The 24,048-nt window shown below is 72.0% G+C and carries 23 protein-coding genes; 9 read left to right on the top strand and 14 right to left on the bottom strand.

The features are described from left to right. Positions 1–33: 33 nt before the first annotated feature. Positions 34–852 carry a hypothetical protein gene (locus tag ACXDC7_RS06770; protein ID WP_343045847.1) on the top strand — a complete coding sequence of 273 codons (819 nt, stop codon included), beginning with the start codon at positions 34–36 and terminating at the stop codon, positions 850–852. A 113-nt stretch (positions 853–965) separates the two neighbouring features. Here ACXDC7_RS06770 and ACXDC7_RS06765 read toward each other — a convergent pair whose 3' ends face one another. From ACXDC7_RS06765 to ACXDC7_RS06755, 3 genes are all read right to left on the bottom strand, one after another. Beyond that, positions 966–2,360, bottom strand: coding sequence for a Gfo/Idh/MocA family protein (locus tag ACXDC7_RS06765; RefSeq protein ID WP_459221616.1), 1,395 nt, complete (start codon positions 2,358–2,360; stop codon positions 966–968). A 90-nt stretch (positions 2,361–2,450) separates the two neighbouring features. Beyond that, complete coding sequence (locus ACXDC7_RS06760) at positions 2,451–3,284, bottom strand: Sir2 family NAD-dependent protein deacetylase (RefSeq protein WP_459221615.1); 834 nt, start codon at positions 3,282–3,284, stop codon at positions 2,451–2,453. Positions 3,285–3,286: 2 nt separating this feature from the next. After that, positions 3,287–4,702 carry an NAD(P)H-quinone dehydrogenase gene (locus ACXDC7_RS06755; RefSeq protein ID WP_459221614.1) on the bottom strand — a complete coding sequence of 472 codons (1,416 nt, stop codon included), beginning with the start codon at positions 4,700–4,702 and terminating at the stop codon, positions 3,287–3,289. Between the two features lie 85 nt (positions 4,703–4,787). Between ACXDC7_RS06755 and ACXDC7_RS06750 the strand changes: the two genes are divergently transcribed. The 3 genes from ACXDC7_RS06750 to ACXDC7_RS06740 are packed head-to-tail and all read left to right on the top strand — an operon-like array spanning position 4,788 to position 7,848. Beyond that, on the top strand, positions 4,788–5,597 hold the full coding sequence (locus tag ACXDC7_RS06750; RefSeq protein ID WP_179444240.1) for a purine-nucleoside phosphorylase: 810 nt from the start codon (positions 4,788–4,790) through the stop codon (positions 5,595–5,597). Then, positions 5,594–7,249, top strand: a complete 1,656-nt coding sequence (locus ACXDC7_RS06745) for a phospho-sugar mutase (RefSeq protein ID WP_459221613.1) — start codon at positions 5,594–5,596, stop codon at positions 7,247–7,249. Before ACXDC7_RS06750 ends, ACXDC7_RS06745 begins: the two co-directional genes overlap by 4 nt. After that, entirely contained in the window at positions 7,246–7,848 is a 603-nt protein-coding gene (locus tag ACXDC7_RS06740; protein WP_459221612.1) for a uridine kinase family protein, read from the top strand. The genes ACXDC7_RS06745 and ACXDC7_RS06740 overlap by 4 nt, the downstream gene beginning before the upstream one ends. Positions 7,849–7,998: 150 nt before the next feature. Here ACXDC7_RS06740 and ACXDC7_RS06735 read toward each other — a convergent pair whose 3' ends face one another. Further along, positions 7,999–9,681 (bottom strand): FAD-dependent oxidoreductase, encoded by a 1,683-nt coding sequence (locus ACXDC7_RS06735; RefSeq protein ID WP_459221611.1) that lies wholly within the window; start codon positions 9,679–9,681, stop codon positions 7,999–8,001. A 72-nt stretch (positions 9,682–9,753) separates the two neighbouring features. Here ACXDC7_RS06735 and ACXDC7_RS06730 point away from each other — a divergent pair, with 72 nt between their 5' ends. Next, positions 9,754–10,569: a MerR family transcriptional regulator gene (locus ACXDC7_RS06730; protein ID WP_459221610.1), complete on the top strand. Its 816-nt coding sequence runs from the start codon at positions 9,754–9,756 to the stop codon at positions 10,567–10,569. A 2-nt stretch (positions 10,570–10,571) separates the two neighbouring features. Continuing rightward, the gene (locus ACXDC7_RS06725) at positions 10,572–10,925 is read left to right on the top strand and encodes a VOC family protein (RefSeq protein ID WP_459221609.1); all 354 of its coding nucleotides are present in this window, start codon (positions 10,572–10,574) and stop codon (positions 10,923–10,925) included. An 18-nt stretch (positions 10,926–10,943) separates the two neighbouring features. On the opposite strand, the gene ACXDC7_RS06720 is transcribed toward ACXDC7_RS06725, so the two are convergent. The 7 genes from ACXDC7_RS06720 to ACXDC7_RS06690 all read right to left on the bottom strand — a co-directional run bounded on the left by ACXDC7_RS06720 (position 10,944) and on the right by ACXDC7_RS06690 (position 18,632). Next, positions 10,944–11,450 carry a gluconokinase gene (locus ACXDC7_RS06720; RefSeq protein WP_179444245.1) on the bottom strand — a complete coding sequence of 169 codons (507 nt, stop codon included), beginning with the start codon at positions 11,448–11,450 and terminating at the stop codon, positions 10,944–10,946. Further along, complete coding sequence (gene metG / locus ACXDC7_RS06715) at positions 11,447–13,261, bottom strand: methionine--tRNA ligase (RefSeq protein WP_459221608.1); 1,815 nt, start codon at positions 13,259–13,261, stop codon at positions 11,447–11,449. Before metG ends, ACXDC7_RS06720 begins: the two co-directional genes overlap by 4 nt. A gap of 64 nt (positions 13,262–13,325) precedes the next feature. Beyond that, a complete protein-coding gene (locus tag ACXDC7_RS06710; RefSeq protein ID WP_459221607.1) occupies positions 13,326–14,108 on the bottom strand; it encodes a VOC family protein in 783 nt (260 codons plus the stop codon). 120 nt (positions 14,109–14,228) lie between these two features. Next, positions 14,229–15,128 (bottom strand): endonuclease domain-containing protein, encoded by a 900-nt coding sequence (locus ACXDC7_RS06705; RefSeq protein ID WP_459221606.1) that lies wholly within the window; start codon positions 15,126–15,128, stop codon positions 14,229–14,231. 152 nt (positions 15,129–15,280) lie between these two features. Then, on the bottom strand, positions 15,281–16,927 hold the full coding sequence (locus tag ACXDC7_RS06700; RefSeq protein ID WP_459221605.1) for a dihydroxyacetone kinase family protein: 1,647 nt from the start codon (positions 16,925–16,927) through the stop codon (positions 15,281–15,283). 26 nt (positions 16,928–16,953) lie between these two features. After that, positions 16,954–17,904, bottom strand: a complete 951-nt coding sequence (locus ACXDC7_RS06695; protein ID WP_459221604.1) for an aminoglycoside phosphotransferase family protein — start codon at positions 17,902–17,904, stop codon at positions 16,954–16,956. Beyond that, complete coding sequence (locus ACXDC7_RS06690; protein ID WP_459221603.1) at positions 17,901–18,632, bottom strand: PIG-L deacetylase family protein; 732 nt, start codon at positions 18,630–18,632, stop codon at positions 17,901–17,903. The genes ACXDC7_RS06695 and ACXDC7_RS06690 overlap by 4 nt, the downstream gene beginning before the upstream one ends. Positions 18,633–18,679: 47 nt before the next feature. On the opposite strand from ACXDC7_RS06690, the gene ACXDC7_RS06685 reads away from it, so the two are divergent. Next, the gene (locus ACXDC7_RS06685) at positions 18,680–19,411 is read left to right on the top strand and encodes a tyrosine-protein phosphatase (RefSeq protein WP_459221602.1); all 732 of its coding nucleotides are present in this window, start codon (positions 18,680–18,682) and stop codon (positions 19,409–19,411) included. Between the two features lie 12 nt (positions 19,412–19,423). Here the strand turns inward: ACXDC7_RS06685 and ACXDC7_RS06680 are convergent, their stop codons facing one another. Then, entirely contained in the window at positions 19,424–20,494 is a 1,071-nt protein-coding gene (locus tag ACXDC7_RS06680) for an adenosine deaminase (protein WP_179444253.1), read from the bottom strand. Positions 20,495–20,649: 155 nt separating this feature from the next. Here ACXDC7_RS06680 and ACXDC7_RS06675 point away from each other — a divergent pair, with 155 nt between their 5' ends. After that, positions 20,650–22,200: an OFA family MFS transporter gene (locus tag ACXDC7_RS06675; protein ID WP_459221601.1), complete on the top strand. Its 1,551-nt coding sequence runs from the start codon at positions 20,650–20,652 to the stop codon at positions 22,198–22,200. A gap of 34 nt (positions 22,201–22,234) precedes the next feature. Here ACXDC7_RS06675 and ACXDC7_RS06670 read toward each other — a convergent pair whose 3' ends face one another. Both ACXDC7_RS06670 and ACXDC7_RS06665 read right to left on the bottom strand, forming a co-directional pair. Continuing rightward, on the bottom strand, positions 22,235–22,642 hold the full coding sequence (locus ACXDC7_RS06670) for a MerR family transcriptional regulator (RefSeq protein WP_179444255.1): 408 nt from the start codon (positions 22,640–22,642) through the stop codon (positions 22,235–22,237). A 24-nt stretch (positions 22,643–22,666) separates the two neighbouring features. Further along, the gene (locus tag ACXDC7_RS06665) at positions 22,667–22,996 is read right to left on the bottom strand and encodes a hypothetical protein (protein ID WP_179444256.1); all 330 of its coding nucleotides are present in this window, start codon (positions 22,994–22,996) and stop codon (positions 22,667–22,669) included. A gap of 97 nt (positions 22,997–23,093) precedes the next feature. Here ACXDC7_RS06665 and ACXDC7_RS06660 point away from each other — a divergent pair, with 97 nt between their 5' ends. Next, entirely contained in the window at positions 23,094–24,044 is a 951-nt protein-coding gene (locus ACXDC7_RS06660; RefSeq protein WP_459221600.1) for an oxidoreductase, read from the top strand. Positions 24,045–24,048: the final 4 nt, after the last annotated feature.

Here is a 24,048-nt window from a genome sequence, read left to right as displayed (position 1 = left end):
TGTCGCCGGGCGGCGTCGCACATGATGGACCACGTGGAATTCCTCTTGCCCGTGATCCTGATCGCGGCGGTCGCGGCGGTGATCGCCGTGATCCTGCGCCGACGGGCCCTCGAACAGGACCGTGCGCGGCGCGCCGAGCTCGAGTCCCAACTGACCGCCTCTCGCCGCGTCGCGGACGAGGACGTGACCCGCTTCGGCGAGGAGCTGCAGACGCTCGACACCGACGTCGCCGGGCACCCGCTGGACGAGCCGATGCAGCAGGACTACCAGCGCGCGCTCGATGCCTACGAAGACGCCAAGACCTCCCTCGCCGCCGTCCAGCAGCCCAACGAGATCCGCAATGTCACCGAGATCCTCGAGGACGGGCGGTACGCCATCGCCTGCGTGAAGGCCCGGATCGCGGGCGAGCCGCTGCCGCAGAAGCGACCGCCATGCTTCTTCAACCCCGCCCACGGTCCGTCGGTGAAGAACGTGAGCTGGGCCCCGCCCGGCGGCGCCGCCCGCGACATCCCGGCCTGCGCAGCGGACGCCGAGCGCGTCGAGGCGGGCGCGGATCCCTACGTGCGCACGGTTCCGGTCGGTTCGCGCCGCGTGCCCTACTGGGAGGGCGGGAAGGCCTACGCACCGTGGGCACAGGGGTATTACAACTCCTGGCGCGGCTCCGATCTGGTGTCCGGCATGCTGATCGGCAGCCTGCTGTTCGGTGGCGGCGGCAACATCTTCGGCGGCATCGGCGAGGGGATCGGCGCCATCGGCGAAGGGATCGGCGAGGGCTTCGAGGGCATCGGCGAGGGCTTCGGCAACATCGGCGAGGGGATCGGCGACATGTTCGGGGACATCTTCGGCGACTGAGGCCGCGTACGAACAGACGGGCGTACCGAACAGCCGGGCGTACCGACAGACGGGCGGAGCGACAGACGAACGGGCGGCCCCGGACGAACCCGGGGCCGCCCGTTCGTCGCGTCTCAGCCGGGCATGTCGGACTCCGCCGAGTCCAGCCCGCCGCGCGACGAGTCGTCCCAGTCGCAGCGGGTGAAGTCGGGCACCGCCACGGCCCTCTCCTTCTTCAGCGACTCCGCCGACAGCGGCACCGACGAGCACCAGACCGCGGAATCGTAGACATCGATGTCGGGCACCTGGCCGGTACGTATCTGCTGCACGATCCGCCACTGCATGATCCAGTCCATGCCGCCGTGCCCGCCGCCCTCGGCGTCTTCGCGCAGCTTGCGCCACAGCCAGTGCTCGTGCTTGTCGCGATAGGGGCCGAAGTCGGCCCAGGCGTGGCCCTTGTGGTCGGGTTCGACATAGATCCGCTCCGGATAGTCCTCGACGATCCCGCGACTGCCCTGGAGCGAGTTGATCCGGCTGTAGGGGCGCGGCGAGGACACCGAGTGCATGGCGCGGCACATCTTGCCGCTATTGGTCGTCAGCAGCACCGTCTGCACGTCCCCGTGCACGTACTCCTCCTGCCAGGACGGATGATCGCGCGGGACGAACCGCTCGCGGTAGTCGGCGAGGCCCTCGGCCGGGGTGTCGATGGCGACCAGCGACACGTAGCGTTCGCCGCGGTTGATGTCCAGGCAGGCAGACATCGGGCCCAGGCCGTGCATGGTGTAGAAGGCGGCCCGGGAGCGGGTGTGCCACTTCCGCCGCCAGGCATCGGTGTAGTAGGTGTCGCTGAACAACAGCTCGCGCAGATCGTGCAGATAGCCGCCGTGGGCGTCGGTGATCTCGCCGAACAGCCCGGCGCGGGCCATCTTCAGCATCGCCAGTTCGTTGCGGCCGTAGTTGCAGTTCTCGGCCAGCATCAGGTGGCGGCGGGACTGTTCGCTGGCATCGACCAGCTCCCACAGCTCGTCCAGCTCCATCGCGATCGGCAGCTCGACCGCCGCGTCCTTGTCGTGGCGCAGCGCGTCGCGGCCCTGGCTGAAGTGGAACTCCCACGGCGTGGCGATGTAGACGTAGTCGACGTCGTCGCGGCGCAACAGCTCCAGATAGGAGCTCTCGCTGCCGCCGATGGTCGCGGGGCGATCGTGACCGGCCGCCTGCAAGCGATCAGCGACGCGGTTCGCGCGATCGGCCCGGATGTCGCAGACCGCGGTCACCTCGGCGCCGGGGATGGATGCCCAGCCCAGCGCCATGCCCGAGCCACGGTTGCCGAGCCCGATCACGCCCACCCGCACGGTGTCGCGCTGCGCGTACGGGACGCCGATCATCGACTTCTGTCCCTTGCGGCGCGGTCGCCTGCGCTCGACCGGCGCGGCCTGGGCCCGTTGCGCGCCCAGCCCCGCGACGGCACCGACCGCCAGCGCACCGCCCAGCACCATCCGCCTGCTCGTGGTCCCGAGGTCCTCATCCATGTCTGCTCTCCGTCGAGTTCGTCCGAATGATTGGATCTTTCGGGACGAGCCCACCAGCGACGCAGATGCGCGTCAAGCGATTCGACGAGATCAGGCCGGCGCGGACAAGTCGGCGGCGAGCGCACCGAGGGTCTCCGAGGTCCCGGCGGCCAGGCGTACCGTCGCCAGCTCGTCGCCCCGGGTGGCGCCGCGGTTGACGATCGCCACCGACCGCCCGGTGCGGACCAGATGCCGCGGAAACCGCAGGCCGGACATCACGGCCAGCGAGGACCCGAGCACGACCAGTACCTCCGCGCCGTCGACCAGTGCATAGGCCCGCGTCACTCGCTCCCGCGGCACGGACTCGCCGAAGAAGACCACATGCGGTTTCAGTACGCCACCGCAGGTTTCACAGTCCGGCACCACGAACGAGCGGTGATCATCGACCTCGAGGTCGCCGTCGGGACGCAGCTCCGCCTGTCCGGGAGCGATGTCGAATCCGGCCGCGTCGGGATTGGCGGCCGCCAGGCGTACCTGAAGATCGGCGCGGTCGCTGACCTCGCCGCAGGCCAGGCAGATCACCTCGGCCAGCCTCCCGTGCAGATCGATCACGTCCGGGCTGCCGGCGGCGGTGTGCAGGCCGTCGACGTTCTGGGTGAGCACGCCCGCCAGGCCCGTCGCCGCGAGCGAGGCGAGCGCGACGTGGCCCGCATTCGGCCGCGCCCGCAGCATCCGCGGCCAGCCACGGAAGGATCGCGCCCAGTAGCGCCGCCGGTTGTCGGCCGATCGCACGAAGTCGGCGTACAACATGGGGTTGGCCGGCGGCGACGTCGGCCCGCGATAGTCCGGAATACCCGAATCGGTGGACATCCCGGCGCCGGTGAGCGCGACCCAGCGGCGGCCCGCGATCAGCTCCGCGAGCTCGGCGACGCCACCGGGCTCCATGATCAACTACCGACCTGGCCCCGCCGGTGCAACTGCCGCGCGGCCTCGGCGAGCGACCCGGTGAGCGAGGGATAGACGGTGAAGGCGCTCATGAAGTCGTCGACGGTCATCCGCGCCGACACCGCGAGCGAGATCGGGTGGATCAGCTCGCTGGCCTTCGGCGCGACCACGACGCCGCCCACGATGATCCCGGTCAGCGGCAGCACGAAGAGCTTGATCAGACCATCGTCGATGGCCTGCATCTTGGCGCGCGGGTTCCCGGCCAGCGGCAAGATCACCCGCTCGGCCGGCAGCGCCCCCTCGTCGAACTGCTTCTGGGTGAAGCCGACCGTTGCGATCTCCGGTGCGGTGAACACGTTCGAGGCGACCTTGGCCAGATCGAGCGGGGTGACGGCATCGCCGAGCGCGTGCCACATCGCCTTGCGGCCCTGCATCGCCGCGACCGAGGCGAGCATCAGCACGCCGGTGCAGTCACCCGCGGCGTACACCCCGGGCGCGGTGGTGCGCGAGACCTTGTCCACGACGACGAAGCCGTTGTCGTCGAGCTCCACACCGGCCTCGACGAGCCCGATGCCCGAGGTGTTCGGGATCGAGCCGACCGCGATCAGGCAGTGGCTGCCGCGGACCTCGCGGCCGTCGGTGAGCGTCACCACGACCTCGTCGCCGTCGCGCGTGACCGACTCGGCACGCGAACGCGACATCACCTCCATCCCGCGCCGCTCGAAAACGTCCTGCAGCACCTTGGCGGCATCGGAGTCCTCCCCGGGCAGCACGGTGTCGCGGGAGGAGACCAGCACGACGTCGCTGCCGAGCGCGTCGTAGGCGCTCGCGAACTCCGCCCCGGTGACCCCCGATCCCACCACGATCAGCCGCTCGGGCAGCTCGTCGAGGTGGTAGAGCTGGGTCCAGGTCAGGATCCGCTCGCCGTCCGGCTGGGCCGTCGGCAGGATCCTCGGGTGCGTACCCGTCGCGATCAGGATCACGTCGGCGGGCAGCTCCAGCTCGTCGTCCTCGGTCCGTACCTGAACGGTGTGCGCGTCGGCGAGCCGGCCGCGGCCCGCGATCACCGTCACCCCCGCGGCGCCCAGCGAGCGCGCGATGTCGCGGGACTGGGCCCTGGCCAGCTCGCGGACGCGGGTGTTCACCCGGTCCAGGTCGACCTCGACGGCCTCCAGCGGGGAGTCGCCCTCGGCGGCCGCGTCCTCGCGGACCCGGATGCCGAGCGTGCCCGCGGTGCGCACCATGTCCATCACATCGGAGGTGGCGATCAGCGTCTTCGACGGGACCGCGTCCGTCAGCACCGAGGATCCGCCCGGAGCGACCTCCTCGACCAGGGTCACCTCACCGCCGAGCTGGCTGGCCACCAGCGCAGCCTCGTACCCACCCGGTCCACCACCGACGATCACCACGCGCGTCACGCCTGCATTCTTCCAGCACGCGCAATCTTCCAGCACGTGCCCCGGACGCCGAACCTCGGTGGTCGGGGCGTGCCATAGTGCGGGGGTGAACGACGCATTCGACGATCCCTCCGCGCTCGCGAACGCCGCGGCCGACGCCGTCCGGACCGGGGCCGGCATCGACGGTCTGGACCTCGCTCTGGTGCTCGGCTCGGGCTGGTCGGCCGCCGCCGATGATCTTGGCGAGCAACTGCACAGCTTCGACCTCGGCGAGCTGCCCGGGTTCAGCAAGCCGGTGGTCGCGGGCCACGGCGGACAGTTGCGTATCGTCCGCACGCCGGCCGGGAAGGTGGCGGGGGTCTTCACCGGGCGTACCCACTTCTACGAGGGCCGGGGCGCCGAACCGGTGGTGCACGGGGTACGCACCGCGGCCGCCGCGGGCGCCCGGACGCTCGTGCTGACCAACGGTTGCGGCAGCCTCAATGCCGACTGGGGACCCGGTACGCCGGTGCTGATCAGCGACCACATCAACCTGACGGGCGCGACGCCGCTGCGCGGGGCGACCTTCGTCGATCTCACCGCGGCCTATGCGCCACGGCTGCGCGAGCTGGCCCGCGAGGTCGACCCGGGCCTGCCGGACGGCGTCTATGTGCAGTTCCGGGGCCCGCAGTACGAGACGCCGGCCGAGGTGGCGATGGCCGCGACCATCGGTGGCGATCTGGTCGGCATGTCGACGGCGCTGGAGACGATCGCGGCGCGCGAGGCCGGGCTGGAGGTGCTCGGCATCTCCCTGGTCACGAATCTGGCGGCGGGCATCTCGCCGGAACCGCTCGACCACGCCGAGGTGATCGAGGCCGGCAATGCCGCGGCGCCGAAGCTGCGCGCCCTGCTCCGCGGGCTGGCGGAGAAGCTGTGAGCGCCGAGCTGCTGAGCGCGGCCGATGCCTGGCAGCGCGCCGACCCGGATCCGGCGACGGCCGCCGAGCTGGCGAAGGTGATCACCGCCGCGCAGGCCGGGGACGCCGGCGCGGTGGCCGAGCTCGCCGACGCCTTCGCGGGCCCGCTGGAGTTCGGCACGGCCGGCCTGCGCGGGCGCCTCGGCCCCGGGCCGAACCGGATGAACCGGGTCGTCGTGACGCGCGCCGCGGCGGGCCTGGCGAAGTATCTGCGCGACAACGGCCTGACCGGCGGTCCGGTGATCATCGGTCACGACGCACGACACAATTCGGACCGCTTCGCCCGCGACACCGCAGAGATCATGGCCGGCGCCGGGTTCGAGGTGCTGCTCTCCCCCGGCCCCGTGCCGACACCGCTGGCGGCCTGGGGGATCCGGGCGCTCGGCGCCGTCGCCGCGGTCGTGGTGACGGCCTCGCACAACCCGCCTGCCGACAACGGCTACAAGGTCTACCTCGGCGACGGCTCGCAGATCGTGCCGCCGGCCGATGTCGAGATCGCCGCGGCGATCGAGGAGGTCTCGCGCCTGCCGCTGGCCGATCTTCCCCGCGCCGACTCCTGGGGTACCTGGGATCCGCGGCTGCGCGACGGCTACATCGCCCGCGCCGCCGAACTGGGCGAGCGCGCCCGCGGCGCGGACCTGCGCTGGGTGCACACCGCGCTGCACGGCGTCGGCACCGAGATCGTCCGGGCGGTCGTCGAGCGTGCCGGGATCCCGGCGCCGGTCGAGGTCGCCGAGCAGGCGTCCCCGGATCCCGACTTCCCGACCGTCGCCTTCCCGAACCCCGAGGAGCCCGGCGCGATCGATCTTGCGCTGGCCGCTGCTCGCGAGGCGGGTCGTGGCGGTGAGCCGGTCGACCTGGTGATCGCCAACGATCCGGACGCCGACCGGTGCGCGGTGGCGATCCCTGCGCCCGAGGCGGCCGGCGGCTGGCGGATGCTGAGCGGCAACGAGCTGGGCTGGCTGCTCGCCGACGATGCGCTGCGCCGCGGGGTGCAGGGCGCCTACGCCTGCTCGGTGGTGTCCAGCGTGCTGCTGGCCGAGCTGGCCGCGGCCCATGATCAACCGTTCGTGCCGACGCTGACCGGCTTCAAGTGGATCGGCCGGGTGCCGGGGCTGGCGTTCGGCTACGAGGAGGCGATCGGCTACTGCTGCGATCCCGCGCACGTGCCGGACAAGGACGGCATCACCGCACTCGTCACCGTGCTCGCGATGGCCGCGGAGCTGAAGTCGCGTGGGGAAACCCTGGCGGGCCGGCTGGCCGAGCTGGACCGGGTCTTCGGCCCGCACCTGACCGACCAGTTGTCCGTCCGCGTCGAGGACCAGTCGATCATCGCCGAGGCGATGACCCGGCTGCGATCCGCGCCGCCCGCGGAGCTGACGGGCCGGCCGGTGCGGGTGACCGATCTGGCGGAGGGTACGCCCGAGCTGCCGCCGACCGACGGCGTGCTGCTGGCCGGCGACGGCGTGCGAGCGGTCGTCCGGCCGTCCGGCACCGAGCCGAAGCTGAAGTGCTATCTGGAGGTCTGGGATGCCCCCGGCGCCGATGCCGGTGCCGCCGCCGGTCGGCTGCGACGGCTGCGCGACGAGATGGCCGCGGCGCTCGGGCTGTGAGCGCGTCGGCGACGGTCGTGCTGGTCGCGGGCCCTTCCGGCAGCGGCAAGTCCAGGCTCGCGGCCCTGTCGGGCGTACCGCACGTCAGCCTGGACGACTTCTATCTCGACGGTGATCATCCGGCGCTGCCGGTGACCGAGCTCGGCGGCGAGCGGGTGATCGACTGGGACGATCCGCGCAGTTGGAACTGCCCGGCGGCGGTCGCCGCGATCGAGAAGTTGATCAGGACCGGCGGGCTGCGCGCGCCCGTCTACCGGTTGGCCGCCAATGCCGCGGTGGGTGAGCGCGCGATCGAGCTCGGCGACGCCTCGGCAGTGGTCGCGGAGGGGGTCTTCGCCCCGCAGGCGCTCGGCCCCCTGCGCGCCGCGGGCCTGCGGGTCGTTCCCCTGTGGCTGGACCGGTCGCGAACGCTGAACGGGGTACGCCGGTTGGCGCGCGATCTGGCCGAGCGCCGCAAACCCTCCCACGTGTTGATCTTTCGCGGGATCGCGCTGTGGCGAGACGAGGGCCGCCGCCGGCGCGAGGCCCTGGCGCTCGGCTTTCGGCCGGTGGGGATGGCCTCGGCGCGCCGCCTGGTCGCCGGGCTCGCGCGGCGCTGACCGCGGCGGGCGCCGTCACGCCGTGCCGCCGTTATCGACCACTCGCCAGGGTTCTGGCCACCATCTCGCCCCCGAGGCGGCCGAAACCCGGACGAGCGGTCGCTTTCGGCGGGAGGCTCCGCGTACCCGAGCGCGCGTGCTCGACCGGGGTCAGCCGCGGTCGATGCCCGCGAGGAAACCGTGCACCAGCGGGACGACCGATGACCCCTCGCCGCTGGCGGCTGCCACCCGCTTCATCGAGCCGGCGCGCACGTCGCCCACGGCGAAAACCCCGGCCGCGGTGGTGGCCAGCGACGCGGGCGGTACGCCGTCGCGCCAGTGGCCCTTCGGCACGTCCCGCCCGGTGAGCACGAAGCCGTGCTCGTCCAGCAGGATCTCCGGAGGCAGCCAGCCGCAGTGCGGGTTGGCGCCGAGCAGCAGGAACAGCCCGCCCGCGGCGACCTTGGACACCGCATCGGCCGCGTTGTCGCGGATCGTCAGCCACTCCAGCCGGCCGTTCCCGCCACCGTCGATCACCTCGGACTCGCCGCGCACGGTGATCCGCGCGTTCGCCACGATCTCGCGGATCAGGTAGTCCGACATGGTGGCCGTCAGGTCGGGGCGGCGGATCACGATGGTCACCGAGCGGGCGTACCTCGACAGGTGCATCGCCGCCTGACCGGCGGAATTGCCACCACCGACGACATGGACATCGAGCCCCGCCAGGTCGCGCGCCGCCGAGGTCGCCGCGCCGTAGTGCACGCCGAGGCCGACCAGGTCCTCCAGGGCCGGTACGCCGAGCCGGCGATACTTCACCCCGGTGGCGATGATCACGCTGCGCGCGCGGATCTCGCCGGCCGGGGTCTGCAGCACGTGCCCGTCGCCGGCGGGATCGCCGAGCCGCAGCTCCTGCACCGGCCGCGCCGCCTGCAGCTTCGCGCCGAACCGCAGCGCCTGGAACCTCGCGCGCTGGGTCAGCCGCATCCCCGAGATGCCGTTCGGGAAGCCGAGATAGTTCCTGATCATGGAACTCGATCCGGCCTGACCACCGATCGCATCGGCGTCGATCACGACCGTCTCCAACCCCTCCGATGCGCCGTAGACCGCCGCACCGAGCCCGGCGGGACCGCCGCCGACAATGGCGACATCGAAGACCCGGTCGCCGAGCGTCTCGGGGTTGTAGATCGCCGCGCCGATCTCGGCCATCGTCGGCCGAACCATCGGCGGGGCATCATGCATCCGCACCACCGGGTACGCCTGATCGGGCCCGCCGCCATCCTCCCCCAGCTCGTCCAGCACCTCGCGTCCCGGCGGGCTTTCCGGCGACCACATCCCGTGCGGCATGCCGAGCCGGTCGAGGAAGTCGTGGATCCGGGCTGCGTCGGGGTTGTTGGCCGGGGCGACCACCCGCAGGGCCTCGACCACGGGGCGCCCGGAACTCCAGCCCCAGTCCGACAACAGATCGGTCAACGCGGCGTGCAGCTCCTCATCGCGCGGCCCGCGCGGCGCGACACCCGCCAGGTCGAGACGCCCCTCCGACATCGCCGTCCGCAACTGCCCGATCGTGGCCAGATAGTCCCCGACGGTGGTGAACACGACCCGCTTGCTGGTCGGGCTGAGCGCCTGCAGGCAGTCCATGGTGATCAACCCGGAGGCGTCGGGCAGCGTGCTCTCCACGATCAGCATCGCGATCGGCACCCCGCCCGCGAGCAGCCGTTGCACCAGCGGCAGCGAGCTGGCGAGACTGTCCGCCGATTCGACGCGGTACTCCCCGGCGTACCGCTGCAGGGCCTGCCGCAGCGGCTCCGACGACGTATCGGCGACCAGGACGATCGCGGGATCCGGCTTCTTCACCTGCTCAGCCTAGGCGTCGATCACGGCGCGGGCATTGACTCTCCCCCGCGGGGAGGGTTCAGACTCGGCACCGTGTTGATCCCGATCGGCGAGTTCTCCAAGATGACGCACCTGAGCGTGCGGCAGCTGCGCAACTACCACGAGGCCGGGCTGCTGCAGCCGGCCGCGGTCGATCCGGTCACCGGCTACCGCAGCTATGCGCTGGACCAGGTGGAGCGGGCGCGGACGATCCGAATGCTGCGCGCGGTCGAGATGCCGGTGGCGATGGTCGCCGAGACGCTGGACGGCGATCGGACGGCGGCCATCGAGCGGCACCTCGCCGAGCTGGAGCGGACCGTGCGCGATCACGGGGCGGCGATCGCGGAGCTGCGCGAGGAGCTCGCCGGTACGCCCGCGCCCGCCGTCGAGTTACGCGCGGCGCCCGCACAGCGGGTGCTGGCGGCACGGGCGCGGGTCGCGCGCGACGACATCGACGCCTGGTGCGCGGCGACCTATCCGGAGCTGGCGGAGCGGGCCGCGCGCGCCGGCGCGTGGCCGTCCGGGCCGGCCGGCGCGGACTACGCCGAACCGTTCTTCGCCGACAATGCGGGCGCGGTGACCGCGTGGCTGCCGGTCGCCGAGCCGACGCGCGCGGGCCGTGCCGCGACCCAGGAGCTGCCCGGCGGACGGTACGCCGTGGCGGTGCACCGCGGCGCGTACAGCTTCGACCGGACGTACGCCGCGCTCGGCCGCGCCCTGCACGACGACTCCCACCCGCTCGGCGTCGAGCCGGCGGCCGGCGCGGTCCGCGAGATCTATCTCGTCGGGCCGGACAAGACCCACGACCCCACCCAATGGATCACCGAGGTGTGCTGGCCCGTCCGGCCCCGCACCGACGAAAGGAAATGATCATGACCAGCAGACTCGCCGCCGTCACCTTCGACTGCCTGGATGTGGCCCGCACCTCCGCCTTCTGGTCCGCCGTGACCAAGATCGACATCGACGACGGGGCCAACGAGTGGTTCGCCACCCTGGGCCGCAGTTCGGCCGGGCCTGCGTGGTTCTTCGCCCGGGTCGACGAGCACACCGCCGACAAGACCCCGATCCACGTCGATCTCTCCGCCGAGGGCGACTGGCTGGCGGAGGTGGACCGGATCGTCGGGCTGGGCGCGGAGTTCGTCCGCCGGGTGGACGAACACGGCTTCAACTGGGTGACCCTGCGCGACCCCGAGGGCAACCTGTTCGACGTGGCGGCCGCCCACTGAGGAGGATCGGCGCGGCCGTCAGCCCAGGCGGCCGCGCAGGGCGTCGAGCGCTTGGTCCAGCTCCTCTTCCGGGGTGCCGCCGATCCGCACGACGATCCCGTCCTCGTCCGGGCCGAGCGGCTCCAGGGTGGCGAGCTGGGAGTCCAGCAGCGACGGCGGCATGTAGTGGCCGCGGCGGCGGCCGAGTCGGTCGGCCAGCACCGCGCGGTCGCCGTCGAGGTGGACGAAGACCACTCCGGGCGCGCGCAGCACGTCGCGGTAGCTGCGCTTCAGCGCCGAACAGGTGATCACGCCCGGCTCGCCGGACTCGAGCCGGGAATCGATCCACGCGCGGATCCGGCGCAGCCACGGCCAGCGATCGGCGTCGGTCAAGGGGATTCCGGCGGCCATCTTCGCCCGGTTGGCGTCGGAGTGAAGATCATCTCCCTCCGCCATCGGCCAGCCCAGCGTGCGGGACAGGTTCTGCGCAAGGGTGGTCTTGCCGGTGCCGGAGACCCCCATCACCACCAGCACCTGCACGCTCATGCGTCCGCACCCGCGATCGGCGCCCACACCGGCCCGGTGCGGCCGAGTTCGGCGTCCAGCTTGGCGAACAGCGGCACGGGCTTCGCCAACGGCGTACCCGCCTTGATCGGCCGCGACTCCCAGACCGCCTGCTCGTCGGCGTAGTCGCCCATCAGCACCGGGTAGTCGGGGCCGCCGTCCTCGCCGACGGTGCGGATCTGCGGCTGCGCCGCCCACACCCCGTCGCCGCCCAGCGCCTCGTGCACCTTCTGCGCGGCGTGCGGCAGGAACGGCGTGAGCAGCGCGTTCGCGTCGCTGACCACCTGCAGCGCGACGTGCAGCACGGTGTCGCGGCGTGCGGCGTTCTCCGGGTGATCTTGGTCGTCCTTGAGCTTCCACGGCTCGGTCTCGGACAGGTACGCGTTCGCCTGCCCGACCAGCCGCATCGCCTCGCCCAGCGCGTTCTTGAACCGGCGCCGGCCCAACAGGTCACCGACGGTGTCGAAGGCGTCGCGCGATGCGGCCAGCAGTCGTTGATCAAGCTCGGTCAGCTCGCCGGCCTCCGGGATCGCGCCGTTGTTCTTGTGCGCCATCGAGATCGACCGGTTGACCAGATTGCCCCACTCGTTGGCCAGCTCGGAGTTGTTGCGGCGAACGAACTCCTCCCAGGTGAAGTCGGCATCGGCGTTCTCCGGACCGGCGGCGGCGATGTAGTAGCGCAGCGCATCCGGCCCGAACTCGGCGAGGAAATCGCGGACATAGATCACGATGCCGCGCGACGTCGCGAACTTCGCGCCGCTCATGGTCAGGAACTCACTCGAGACCACCTCGTCGGGAAGATCGAGTACGCCGAACGGGCCGGGCTGCCCGCCGCGGTCGCCCTGCCCATTCTGGCCGAGCAGCAGCGACGGCCAGATCACCGAGTGGAAGACGATGTTGTCCTTGCCCATGAAGTAGAAGCCGCGCGCGTCGGGATTGGTCCACCACCTGCGCCAGGCCTCCGGATCGCCGGTGCGCCGCGCCCACTCGATCGAGGCCGACAGGTAGCCGATCACAGCGTCGAACCAGACGTAGAGCCGCTTCATCGGCTGATCGCGCCAGCCTTCCAGCGGAACCGGTACGCCCCAGTCCAGGTCGCGGGTGATCGCGCGCGGCTTGAGATCGTCGATGAAGTTCTGCGAGAACTTGAGCACATTCGGGCGCCAGTCGGTGCGCGTGGACAGCCACCGCGACAGCGCATTCGCGAACGCCGGCAGGTCGAGGAAGAAGTGCTCGGTCTCGACGAACTCCGGCGTCTCGCCGTTGATCCGCGAGCGCGGGTCGATCAGGTCGGCCGGGTCGAGCTGGTTGCCGCAGTTGTCGCACTGGTCGCCGCGCGCGCCGGCGTACCCGCAGATCGGGCAGGTGCCCTCGATGAAGCGATCCGGCAGGGTACGCCCGGTGCTCGGGCTGACCGCGCCGAGGGACTTGCGCGCGACCACGTAGCCGTTGTCATGCAGCGCGGTGAAGATCTGCTGGACCACCGCGTAGTGGTTGGCCGTGGTGGTGCGGGTGAACAGGTCATAGGACAGGCCGAGGCCGGCCAGGTCCTCGACGATCACCCGGTTGTACTTGTCCGCGAGCTCCCGCGTGCTCAGCCCCTCCGACTCGGCCTGCACCTGGATCGGCGTGCCGTGCTCGTCGGTGCCGGAGACCATCAGCACGTCGTTGCCGATCATCCGCTGGTAGCGGGCGAAGACGTCGGCGGGTACGCCGAAACCGGACACGTGTCCGATGTGGCGCGGGCCGTTGGCGTACGGCCACGCCACGGCGGTCAGCACGGGAGAACTCATGCCCCGCACCCTACTCACCGATCGCGCGGCGGCCCGCCGCGAGCCGCCGCGCGATCGGCACCGCTCAGGCGCCCCCGGCCATCGGGCCGGAGACGGTGAACCGCTCGCCGTCGGGGCCGGTCAGGGTCGCGATCCGGCCGTACTCGGTGTCGGTCGGCTCGCGGAACACCTCGCCGCCCAGCTCGGCCGCCTTCGCGCAGGCGGCGTCGGTGTCGGCGACCGACCAGTACACGTGCCAGTGCGAGGGCACCTCGGCCGGCGTCTCGGGGCCGAGCTTGCCGAGGCCGCCGGCGGGCTCGGTGCCGTCGGGGGTGGTGTAGACGTAGTACTCGTAGTCGCCCATCGGCAACTGCTGGAACGTCCAGCCGAACACCTTGCCGTAGAAGTCCTGGCTGGCCGCCGGGTCGCGGGTCATCCCGTCGTCCCAGGCGAAGCCGCCGGGCTCACCGACCACGCCGAAGCCGGTAAGGGTGCCGGACTGCCACCAGCCGAAGAACGCGCCGGTCGGGTCGGTGCCGAGCGCCATGGTGCCGAAGTCGGCGACCTGCATCGGCTCGACGATCACCTGACCGCCGGCGTCGCGCACGGCCTGGGCCGTCGCCGCGGCGTCGTCGGTGGCGAAGTAGAGGACCCAGTGGTGCTGGTCGTCGTCGCTCATCGGCGGCGACATCCCGGCCATCGTGAGGCCGTCGAGGCGGGCATTGGTGTAGTTGCCGAACTCGGGCTGCGGCGCGTCGAACGTCCAGCCGAGCAGCTCGGAATAGAACTTCATCGACCGGTCGAGGTCGCTGGCGGTCAAATCTGCCCAGCAGGGCGTACCCGCGGGCCAGGGTTTGTCGTTTCGCATGCCTTCACGCTAGGCCCGGGCGCCGACGTCGCGCTTCTCCGATCTTGCGACGGCCGGCAGGATGTGCGGTTTGTCGTCGATCGGGCCACGAAGACGGCGACAGTCCGCACATTCTGCCGCTCACAGCTCTGTCACCGGCACCTCGGCCAGCGCGGCGCCGGACGGCCGCGCGAAGGTCGCGGCCCACGCGTCGCCGAGCAGGGGTGGCGGCCCGTCGTATCCGCGTTCGGCGATGGCCCGATAGACATCCACGGCAACGTTGTTCGCGCGGCTGAGATGGCTGGCCGTGACCCGAACAGTGTGTACGCCGAGCCGGCCGAGCTCGGCGTAGCGCTCGATGTCGCGGTTCCACTGGCGGCGCTCGGTGCGGTGATGATCACCCTCGTACTCGATCGCAACCCGCCACCGGGGGTAGTACAGATCGACCCGGGCGACCCGGGTGGCGCCGTCGCGGATCCAGACATTGCACTGCGGTTCCGGCAGCCCGGCCAACACCAGGGCGAGCCGGAGCAGTGTCTCCCGCGGCGATTCCGCACCGGCGCTCACCAGCGGCACGCCGGCCAGTTCCTCGGGTGTGGCGAGGCCGAGGTGCAACAACCGATCGCCGATGATCACCGTGTCCGTTGCGCTGTGGTCGGCCCCGACCCTGGCGAACGCATCGGCGACGACCGCAACGTCACCATCGGCCTCGGGCAGCCGGACCACGCGACGCGCGACGATCCCGCGACGCCGGATGACCCGAGCGGGTGGCACCGCGAGCCGGACGGGCAGGGGTCGGCCGAGGTCGAGTCCCCGCAACTGCAGGGCGGTCAGCCCGTCGAACAGCACCGGCGGGCGGAGCAGGCCGCGGATCGCAGTCGCCAGGCCGGTTGCCTCGACCGTCGTGCCGACGGCCACGTGCACGCCCGGGAGCACACCGGCGTACCGCGCGGAATCGAGCATCGTCCGGCTGACGCCATGCGCGGCCGCCTCGGCAACCGTGAAGGGCCGATTCAGCGCGGCCAGCTCGCCGTGTCCCACCCAACGATCCTCGCGCGGCGGGCGGCACGAACGGGCCGCGGACGGAGGTTGTCCACAGGAAGTTCATGCCCGCAGCCCGACACCGGTTCGCCTGTGTGCGCTTTGTCGTCTTCCGGCCGACGGAAGTGACGACAAACCGCACATCCCACAGCTCAGCCCCGCAGGGCCTCCAGCCAGGTGACCACGGCGACGGCGCCGGGGTCGGGGTGCCCGTGCACCCGCTCGCCGAGGTAGCTGGACCGGCCGCGGCGCGCGGTCTGCTCGGCGGTGCCGGCGGCGCCGGTCCGCGCGGCCTCGATCGCCGCGTCCAGCCCGCGGCGCGAGGCCTCGGCGGCGGGGACCAGGGCATCCACCATGGTCCGGTCGCCGACCTGCGCGCCGCCGAGCTCGATCACGCCGTCCACCCCGGCGGAGAACGCGTCCGGCCAGCCGGCGCCCTCGGCCAGGGCCTCGCCGGCGCGCAACAACCCGGCGGCATACAGCGGCCCCGACGTGCCGCCGATCTCGCGGCGGGCGATCGCGGAGAGGGTACGCAGGATCGCCGCGGCCGAACCGTCCACCGGCTCCGCCTGCCACGCCCGCGCGCCGCGGGCGAGCGCCTGGCCGAGGTCGCCGTCGCCGACCTCGGCGTCCAGCCGGGTCAACTCCGCCTCCGCGGCCAGCAGCGCCTCGGTCGCCCGATCGACGGCGGCGCGTACGCCGGCATCCGGCTCGCCCAGCTCGGCCGCTGACTCGCCCGCCTGCGGCACCGGCACGTACACCTCGTCGGCTCCGGCCGGCTCGCTCCCGCCGCCGCCCGGCCAGGCGGGCGCCGCGGTCGGGGCATCCAGCGCCCCGAGCTGTTCGTCGTCGACCGGCAGCACGCTCAGCGAGGCACCGGGCATGTCGATGCTGGTCAGCACCGGCCCCTGCCAGACCCGGGCGACCTCGATCCCCCGCTCGCGCAGCGCCCGTGCCGCCGCGCGTACCATGATCATCAGCTCCATCGTCGGCGTCGCGCCGGCATTGCCCGCCAGCAACACGACACGGTCACCGGCCGACAGGCCGCGATCGGCAACGATCCGGTCGATCATGGTCGCCGCCAGCTCGTCCGCCGCGGGCAGCTTCTCCCGCGACACCCCCGGCTCGCCGTGGATGCCCAGCCCGAGCTCGATCTCGTCGCCGCCCAGCTCGAATCCCGCCGCCCCTCCGGGCACCGTCGCCGGGCCGAGCCCGACGCCCATCGTGCCGACCGTCTCGGCGACTCGGCGGGCCGCGGCCGCAACCTCGGCCAGACCGGCCCCGCGCTCGGCCAGCGCGCCGGCGATCTTGTGCACCAGGATCGTGCCGGCCAGCCCGCGGCGGCCCGCGTTGCCGTCGTCATCGGTGAGCGCGACATCGTCGGCGACCACCACCATCTCGACCGCCAGCCCGTCGGCGCGGGCCAGCTCGGCCGCCAGCCCGAAGTTCAGCCGGTCCCCGGTGTAGGACTTCACGATCAGCAGGGCACCGGCGTCCCCGGTGACGGCCCGGATGCCGTCACAGATCGCGTCGACGCTCGGCGAGGCGAAGACGGCCCCGGAGACCGCGGCGGTCAGCATGCCCGGCGCCACATAGCCGGCATGGGCGGGCTCGTGGCCCGCGCCGCCACCGGAGATCAGGGCGACGGGCAGCTCCGCGCGGTTGTCGTCGGTGACCAGCCGGTCGCGGCGGACCGCGATCGTCCGGCCGGCCAGCAAAGCCAGCCACGGTTGGGTCAGCGCGGTGCCCTCCAGCGCCTCGGTCACCACGTCGTCGGGGTTGTTGAGCAGCTTCTTCACGATTTCTCCTGGGTCCGCAGGTGCCCTCAATCCTGCACCGACTTGGCGATCGTGATGCACCGGGTGATCCATTCCCGCTCCTCGGCGTTCAGCGACCGCCCCGCCCGCTCGGCATCCTGGATCGACCAGTGGGCGTTGATGATCATCCTGACGATCACCCAGTCGCGGGCACGATCATGGTCCAGCCCGGCGGCATCGACCAAGGTCTCCAGCCGGGTACGCAGCCCGTACCGCAGCGCCGCCCCGGTGCCCAGCTCGTCGAACCGGTTCCACAGCATCGGCGCCGGCTCGTAGTGCGGATCGCCGGACATCGGCTTCGGGTCGATCGCCAGCCAGGGCGCCCGGTCGGCCGCCAGCACGTTGGCGTAGTGCAGGTCGCCGTGGATGATCACCCCGGTGCTCGCCGGGTCCGCGACCAGCTCGCGGCCCAGCGCGAGCGCCTGCTCGACGTGGCGGCGCGGGATCGGCGCATCGCGCGGCAGCCGAGCAAGATCGTCCAGCCAGCGGGCGACGTGATCGGTGATCAACTGCAGCGGGGCGCCGGCGGGGATGTGCAGTCTGGCATAGAGACCCGCGACGATCTCGCACGCCTCGACGTCCCACAGCTCGCCGAGATCGCGTCGGTGCAGTCGCTCCAGCAGCAGCGCGCGGCGGCGTGGGTCGGCCCGCAACAGGCGTACCGCCCCGTTGCCGGCCCAACGCTGCAGGCCGAGCGCCTCGTGCAGCCCCTCGTCGTCGCCGTCGTAGGCGATCTTGAACACGCCGGGTACGCCGTCGCGGTCGCGCACCGGAAGGACCAGCGAGCCGAAGCCGTGCCAGACCTCGGCGCCGTCGCGGGTCAGCTCCCACTCGGCCAGCAGGTCGGCGGCAAGCCGGGGCAACCGGTCCAGCCAGTCCGGCCAGCCCTCCCCCAGCTCGCGATGCCCGGCCAGGTCGCGCGGGACCTCGGCCGCGGCGAAACTCCCGGTCCCACTCACTTCAGCGAGAACACCTCGAAGGTGGCCGCGTACCGGGTGCCGAGCCGTTCGCCCGCCGCCGCTGCCAGATCGCGCAGGAAGGCATCGGAATCGAAGTCGGCCGAGCCGAGCCCGTCGAGATAGGCGCGATGCTCCCGCAGCGAGGCCACGCCCGCGTCGAGCGACTCGGTGACATCGACCGCGTGACCGGCTTCGGGCGACCCGGCGGCCCAGACCTGGCGTACCCCGTCCCAGCGCTCCAGGCCGTCGGTCAGTTGCTCGGTGAAGATCCAGCGGTTGCCCGCATCGCGGCCGGCGTCCAGGGCGGCGCGACCGGTGGCAATGTGATCGGCCTGGTTGGTGATCCCGCCGGGCCAGGTGAGGCGGAAGCTGTTGGTGATCACGATCTCCGGCCGCTTCTCGCGGATCACCCGGGCGATGGCGCCGCGCAGCGCGAGCCCGTACTCCAAGGCCCCGTCCCGCAGCCCGAGGAAGGTCACGTCGTCCACCCCGACTGCCGCACAGGAGGCGCGCTGCTCGGCCTCCCGGACCCCCCTCGCCTCGTCGGGGTCCATCCCGTCGATGCCCGCCTCGCCGCTGGTCACCAGGCAGTAGGCGATCTCCTTGCCCTGCCCCGTCCAGCGCGCCACCGCCGACGCCGAGCCGTACTCCATGTCGTCGGGGTGGGCGACGACCGCCAGCGCCCGTTGCCAGTCCTCGTCCACGGCCTGCAGCATCGCCTCGCTCATGCCGAACACGCTAACCCGCGCCCCGGCCGGCTGGTAGACACGGGCCCATGAACGTTCCGATCGAGCCGGGCCAGGGTGTCCACAACCTTCGCGATGTCGGACCGCAGCACGCCGACGGCGGCGATCTGCCGGCGGGCCGGCTCTATCGTTCCGATGCCCTGCACGCCCTGAGCGAGTCCGGCGGCGACGCCGTGCGCGGCCTCGGGCTCGAGTTGATCATCGACCTGCGTGCCGACTGGGAGCGCACCGTCGACCCCAGCATCGACGGCCTCGCCGCGCGGACCGAGACGATCGACCTCGACGGCGGCGAACTGGCCGCGGCCGCGGAGCAGCACGGCATCGAGGGAATCGAACTGCTCGACGTCAACCACACGCTGCTGGAACGGCGCGGTGCCGAGCTGGCGCAGGCGGTACGCCTGATCGCCGGCGCGGCGCCCGGCCCCGTGCTCGTGCACTGCTCGGCCGGCAAGGACCGCACCGGCCTGGTGATCGGCACGGTGCTGGCCGCGCTCGGGGTCGATACCGAGGCGATCGCCGCCGACTACGCACGCTCGGAGGAGGGTCTGGTGGGCGAGTGGGCCGAGACGACGCTCGGCCGGCTCGCGCCGCTCGGGGTGCCCGACACGCCGCGGGTGCGAGCCCTGCTCGCCGGCAGTCCGGCCGCGGTGATGATCGGTACGCTGCGCCGCCTCGACGAGCTCGGCGGCGCGCGGGCGTACCTGACGGCCAACGGGGTCAGCGCCGGCGAGCTTGCGGCGCTGCGCCGACTGCTGGACTGATCGCCGCGGCGGTCAGCGCAGGGCGGCGTACCCCGGGATGATCACGTCGTCGATCAGGGCACGCCGCTCCGCCTCGGGCAGGAAGGCCTCCTCCGCGCCGTTGATCGTGAACCGTTCGACATCGTCGAGCCCGTAGCCGAAGGCATCGGCCAACAGCGCGAACTCCCGGCTCAGGGTGGTCCGGCTCATCAGTCGGTTGTCACAACTGATGGTGATCTTGAGGCCGGCCCGGTCGAGGGTGCGCACCGGGTGCTCGGCGATGGTCGCCGCGATGCCGGTCTGCAGATTCGACGACGGGCAGACCTCCAGCAGGATCTGTTCGTCGCGCAGGTGGCTGGCGACCTCGCCGAGCCGCAGCTCGTCGCCGTCGACCTCGATGTCCTCGATGATCCGCACCCCGTGGCCGATCCGCTGCGCGCCACACTCGCGGACGGCCTCGCGGATCGAATCCACCCCGGCGGCCTCGCCGGCGTGGATCGTGTAGCGGGCATGTGCCCGGTTCAGCAGCTCGTACGCCGCGCTGTGCCGACTCGGCGGGAAACCGTCCTCCGGGCCGGCGACATCGAAGCCGGCGACCGAGTCGTCCCGGTAGGCCACCGCCAGCTCGGCGATGGAGAGCGCGTCGTCGTGGTGGCGCAGTCCGGTGATCAACTGGCGCGCGATGATCGGGCTACCCCCGGCGGCCGCGGCCGCCATCCCCTCGGCGAGGCCGTCGCGGACGGCGATCACCGCGTCCTCCTCGCTGAGCGCGCCGCGGGTGTGCTGGGCCGGCGCCCAGCGCGCCTCGGCATACACCACACCGTCCGCGGCCTGGTCGGCCACGAACTCCCGGGCGACGCGCCGCAGGGCCTGCGCGGTCTGGGTCACCGCAACCGTGTGCTCGAACGTCTCCAGGTAGCGCACCAGCGATCCCGAGTCGGCCGCTGCGAAGAACCAGTCGCCGAGCGCCTCCGCGTCGCCGCCCACCGGCAGTTCGTGACCGACCTCGGCCGCGAGCTCGATCACCGTCCCGGGCCGCAGGCCGCCGTCGAGATGATCATGTAGGGCAACCTTGGGCGCGGCGCGCAGAACGGAATCGATCACAGCGGCAGCCTACTCGCCGCGCCGCGGCTCGGGGCGGCCTTGGCGGGTGAACCGACAACCGGGCGACCACGGGGGTGTCGCAGATTGCCCAGTTGCCAGCAATTCCTACCCAGCGTGCGTATGCTGCGCGAGGATCAGTTGGCGCAAGGAGGCACATGATGGGTTTTCTCGACCGGGCACACACCATCGCCCCGGCCGGCTACAACCGCTGGCTCATTCCCCCGGCGGCGCTCGCCGTGCACCTGTGCATCGGCCAGGCGTACGCCACCAGCGTCTACAAGACCTCGCTGGTCGAACACTTCGGCTCGACCCAGACCGCGGTCGGCATCGTCTTCTCGATTGCCATCGTGATGCTCGGCCTGTCCGCGGCCGTGCTGGGCACCTGGGTCGACCGGGTCGGCCCGCGCGCGGCGATGTTCGCGGCCGCCTGTTGTTGGTCGGCGGGCTTCCTGGTCGGCGCACTCGGCATCGCGACCTCGCAGTTGTGGCTGCTCTACCTGGGCTACGGCGTGATCGGCGGCATCGGGCTGGGTATCGGCTACATCTCGCCGGTGTCCACGCTGATCAAGTGGTTCCCCGACCGCCCGGGCCTGGCCACCGGCATGGCGATCATGGGCTTCGGCGGCGGCGCGCTGGTCGCCAGCCCGGCCGAGCGGCAGTTGATGAGCCTGTACGACCCGAACTACGACCCGACGGTGTCCGGCTCGATCGCCAACGGGTACGCCCTGACGATGCTCTTCGTCACCCTCGGCATCGCCTACTTCGTGATCATGATGTTCGGGGTCCGGACGATCCGCGTCCCGGCGCCGGGCTGGGCACCGGCGGGCTTCGACCCGTCGACCGTCGCCGCCAAGCCGCTGGTCTCGCGGGGCAACGTGTCGGCGACCAATGCCATCAAGACACCGCAGTTCTGGCTGCTGTGGATCGTGCTGTTCTGCAATGTCACCGCAGGCATCGGCATCCTGGAGCAGGCCAGCCCGATGATCACCGACTTCTTCCGCCAGCCGACCGGTGTCTCGTTGGTCGCCTCGGGCGCGGCCGCCGGCTTTGTCGGCCTGTTGTCGCTGTTCAACATGGCGGGCCGGTTCGGCTGGTCGACCGCCTCGGACAAGATCGGCCGCAAGCCGATCTACATGATCTATCTCGGCGTGGGCATGGTGCTGTACGCCCTGCTCGCCATGACCGGCAATCTCGCCGTCGCCTGGTTCGTGCTGCTCGCCGCCATCGCGATCTCCTTCTACGGCGGCGGTTTCGCGACCATCCCGGCGTACCTGCGTGACCTGTTCGGCGTGTTCCAGGTCGGCGCGATCCACGGCCGCCTGCTCACCGCCTGGTCCGCCGCCGGCGTGGTCGGGCCGCTGATCATCAACGGCTTCCTCGACGCGCAGGGTACGCCGGGCGAGCTGACCGCCGCGGCGTACCGCCCGGCCCTGCTGACGATGGTCGGCCTGCTCGCGATCGGGTTCATCGCCAACCTGCTGGTCCGCCCGGTCAACGAACGATTCCACGAGCCCGAGGCGGCGCCGCAGACAGCGGGCGCGGCGGCCGGGGCGTCGGCCGGGCCGCAGGCAGCGGGCGCACCCGCCGCCGCGGGGACTGGCGGCGGCACCGTGTCGCTGGTCATCGGCTGGGGCCTGGCGATCATCCTGCTCGGCTACGGCGTGTCCCAGACCCTGATCACGGCCGCCCGGCTGTTCCTGCCCTGACCGGGCGCTCCGCCCGCAAGGCCGTGCGCCGGCGTCAGCGGGGGTTGTCCCAGAGCCGATCGGCGGCGCCGTGCGCGAGCTGCTCGGCGTAGCTGTCGATCTTGGACCGGATCACGGCGCGGGCGGCGATCAGCTCGTCGATGTCGTGGCTGACGGCTGCCTCGTGTTCGCGCAGCAGCGCCAGCCGCTCGGCATGGTTGTCGCCGCCGTCGCGGACCAGCGCGGCGTAGCGCCGGATCTTCTCGATCGGCATCCCCGTGTCCCGGAGCCGGGTGCACACGCCCAGCCACGACACGTCACGCTCGGCATAGCGACGCCGGCCGGCCGCGTCGCGGACGACCGGGCCGATCAGCAGGCCCTCGCGCTCGTAGAAGCGCAGCGCATCGGCGCTCAGGCCGAGCTGTTCGGCCACCTCTCCGATCGCCCGGGTCGCATCGTTCATCGCCGGCCAGACTAGCCGCCGGGCTCAGGCGACGGCCGAGATCCACGGGCGGGCACGCAGGGCGGCGAAGTCGCCGCTCAGGAAGTCGGCCGCGATCGCGAGCGCGTCTTCTCGATCGTCGATCCGGAGCTGGCCGACCTGCTCGCCGCCGTCCTCGACATTCTCGAACCAGGCCCGATCGGTGGTGAACTCGAGATTCCAGCCGCCGACATCGGTGATGTCCACGCAGGCATGCTCGGGGTCGTCGCCGTCGGCCAACTCGTCCAGCAGCGCGCCGAAGCGCTCGATCGTGGTGTCGTCGTCGAACTCGATGCCCCAGCGGTCGGTGAACCAGATCCCCCGCCCGTCCGCCATCAATCTCCCCCTCCGTCGGCCCGGTGTCACGGACCCTATGCAGCGCGAGGGTCATGGCTTTGACCTGGACCGCGGTCCAGGTCGTAGCGTCGCGACCATGATCGAAGGGATCGAACGACAACGTCCACTGGGTTCCGGATTCGGCGCGCGGAGCGGCGCCGCGGAGGTCCTGGCCGGGATCGACCTGGCCGGACGGTACGCCGTGATCACCGGCGGCTACTCCGGGATCGGGCTGGCCACCACGTCCGCACTGGCCGGCGCCGGGGCCGACGTGCTGGTGCCGGCACGACGCCCGGACCGGGCGCGCGACGCCCTCGCGGGCGTACCGCGGGCGTCGACGGCGGCGCTGGATCTCGGCGACCGATCCTCCGTCGAGGCGCTGGCCGGTGAGCTACGCGCCGCCGGGCGGCCCGTCGACCTGCTGATCTGCAATGCGGGCATCATGGCCGCACCCCTGCGCCGGATCGGGCGCTGGGATCCTCAGTTCGCGACGAACCATCTCGGCCACTTCGCGCTGACCGGCGCGCTCTGGCCGCTGCTGGCGGCGGCCGGGGACGCCCGGGTGGTCGCGGTGTCCTCGGCGGGTCACCACAACTCGCCGATCCGCTGGGACGATCCGGCGTTCGAACGCGAACCCTACGATCCGTGGCTCGCCTACGGGCAGTCCAAGACGGCGAATGCGCTGTTCGCGCTCGAGCTGTCCCGGCGCGGCGCAGCGGACGGGATCGGCGCCTGGTCGGTGCATCCGGGCAACATCCGCACCCCGTTGCAGCGGCACATGAGCGATGCCGAGATGATCGAGCGGGGTTGGATCGACGCGTCCGGGGCGGTGGTCGACCCGTCGTTCAAGACGCCGGAGCAGGGTGCCGCGACGAGCGTCTGGGCAGCCGTCGAACCCCGGCTCAGCGAGCGGCCGGGCGCCTACTGCGAGGACGTCGAGGTCGCCGAACCGGCGGGCGAGCAGCCCTATCGCGGCGTCCGGTCGTGGGCCGCCGACCCCGATGCCGCGACCCGGCTGTGGGAGCTGAGCGAGCGCGCGCTGGCCTGAGCCG

The sequence above is a fragment of the Naumannella huperziae genome, assembly GCF_054073625.1.
This window is presented reverse-complemented; position numbering and strand designations above follow the sequence as displayed.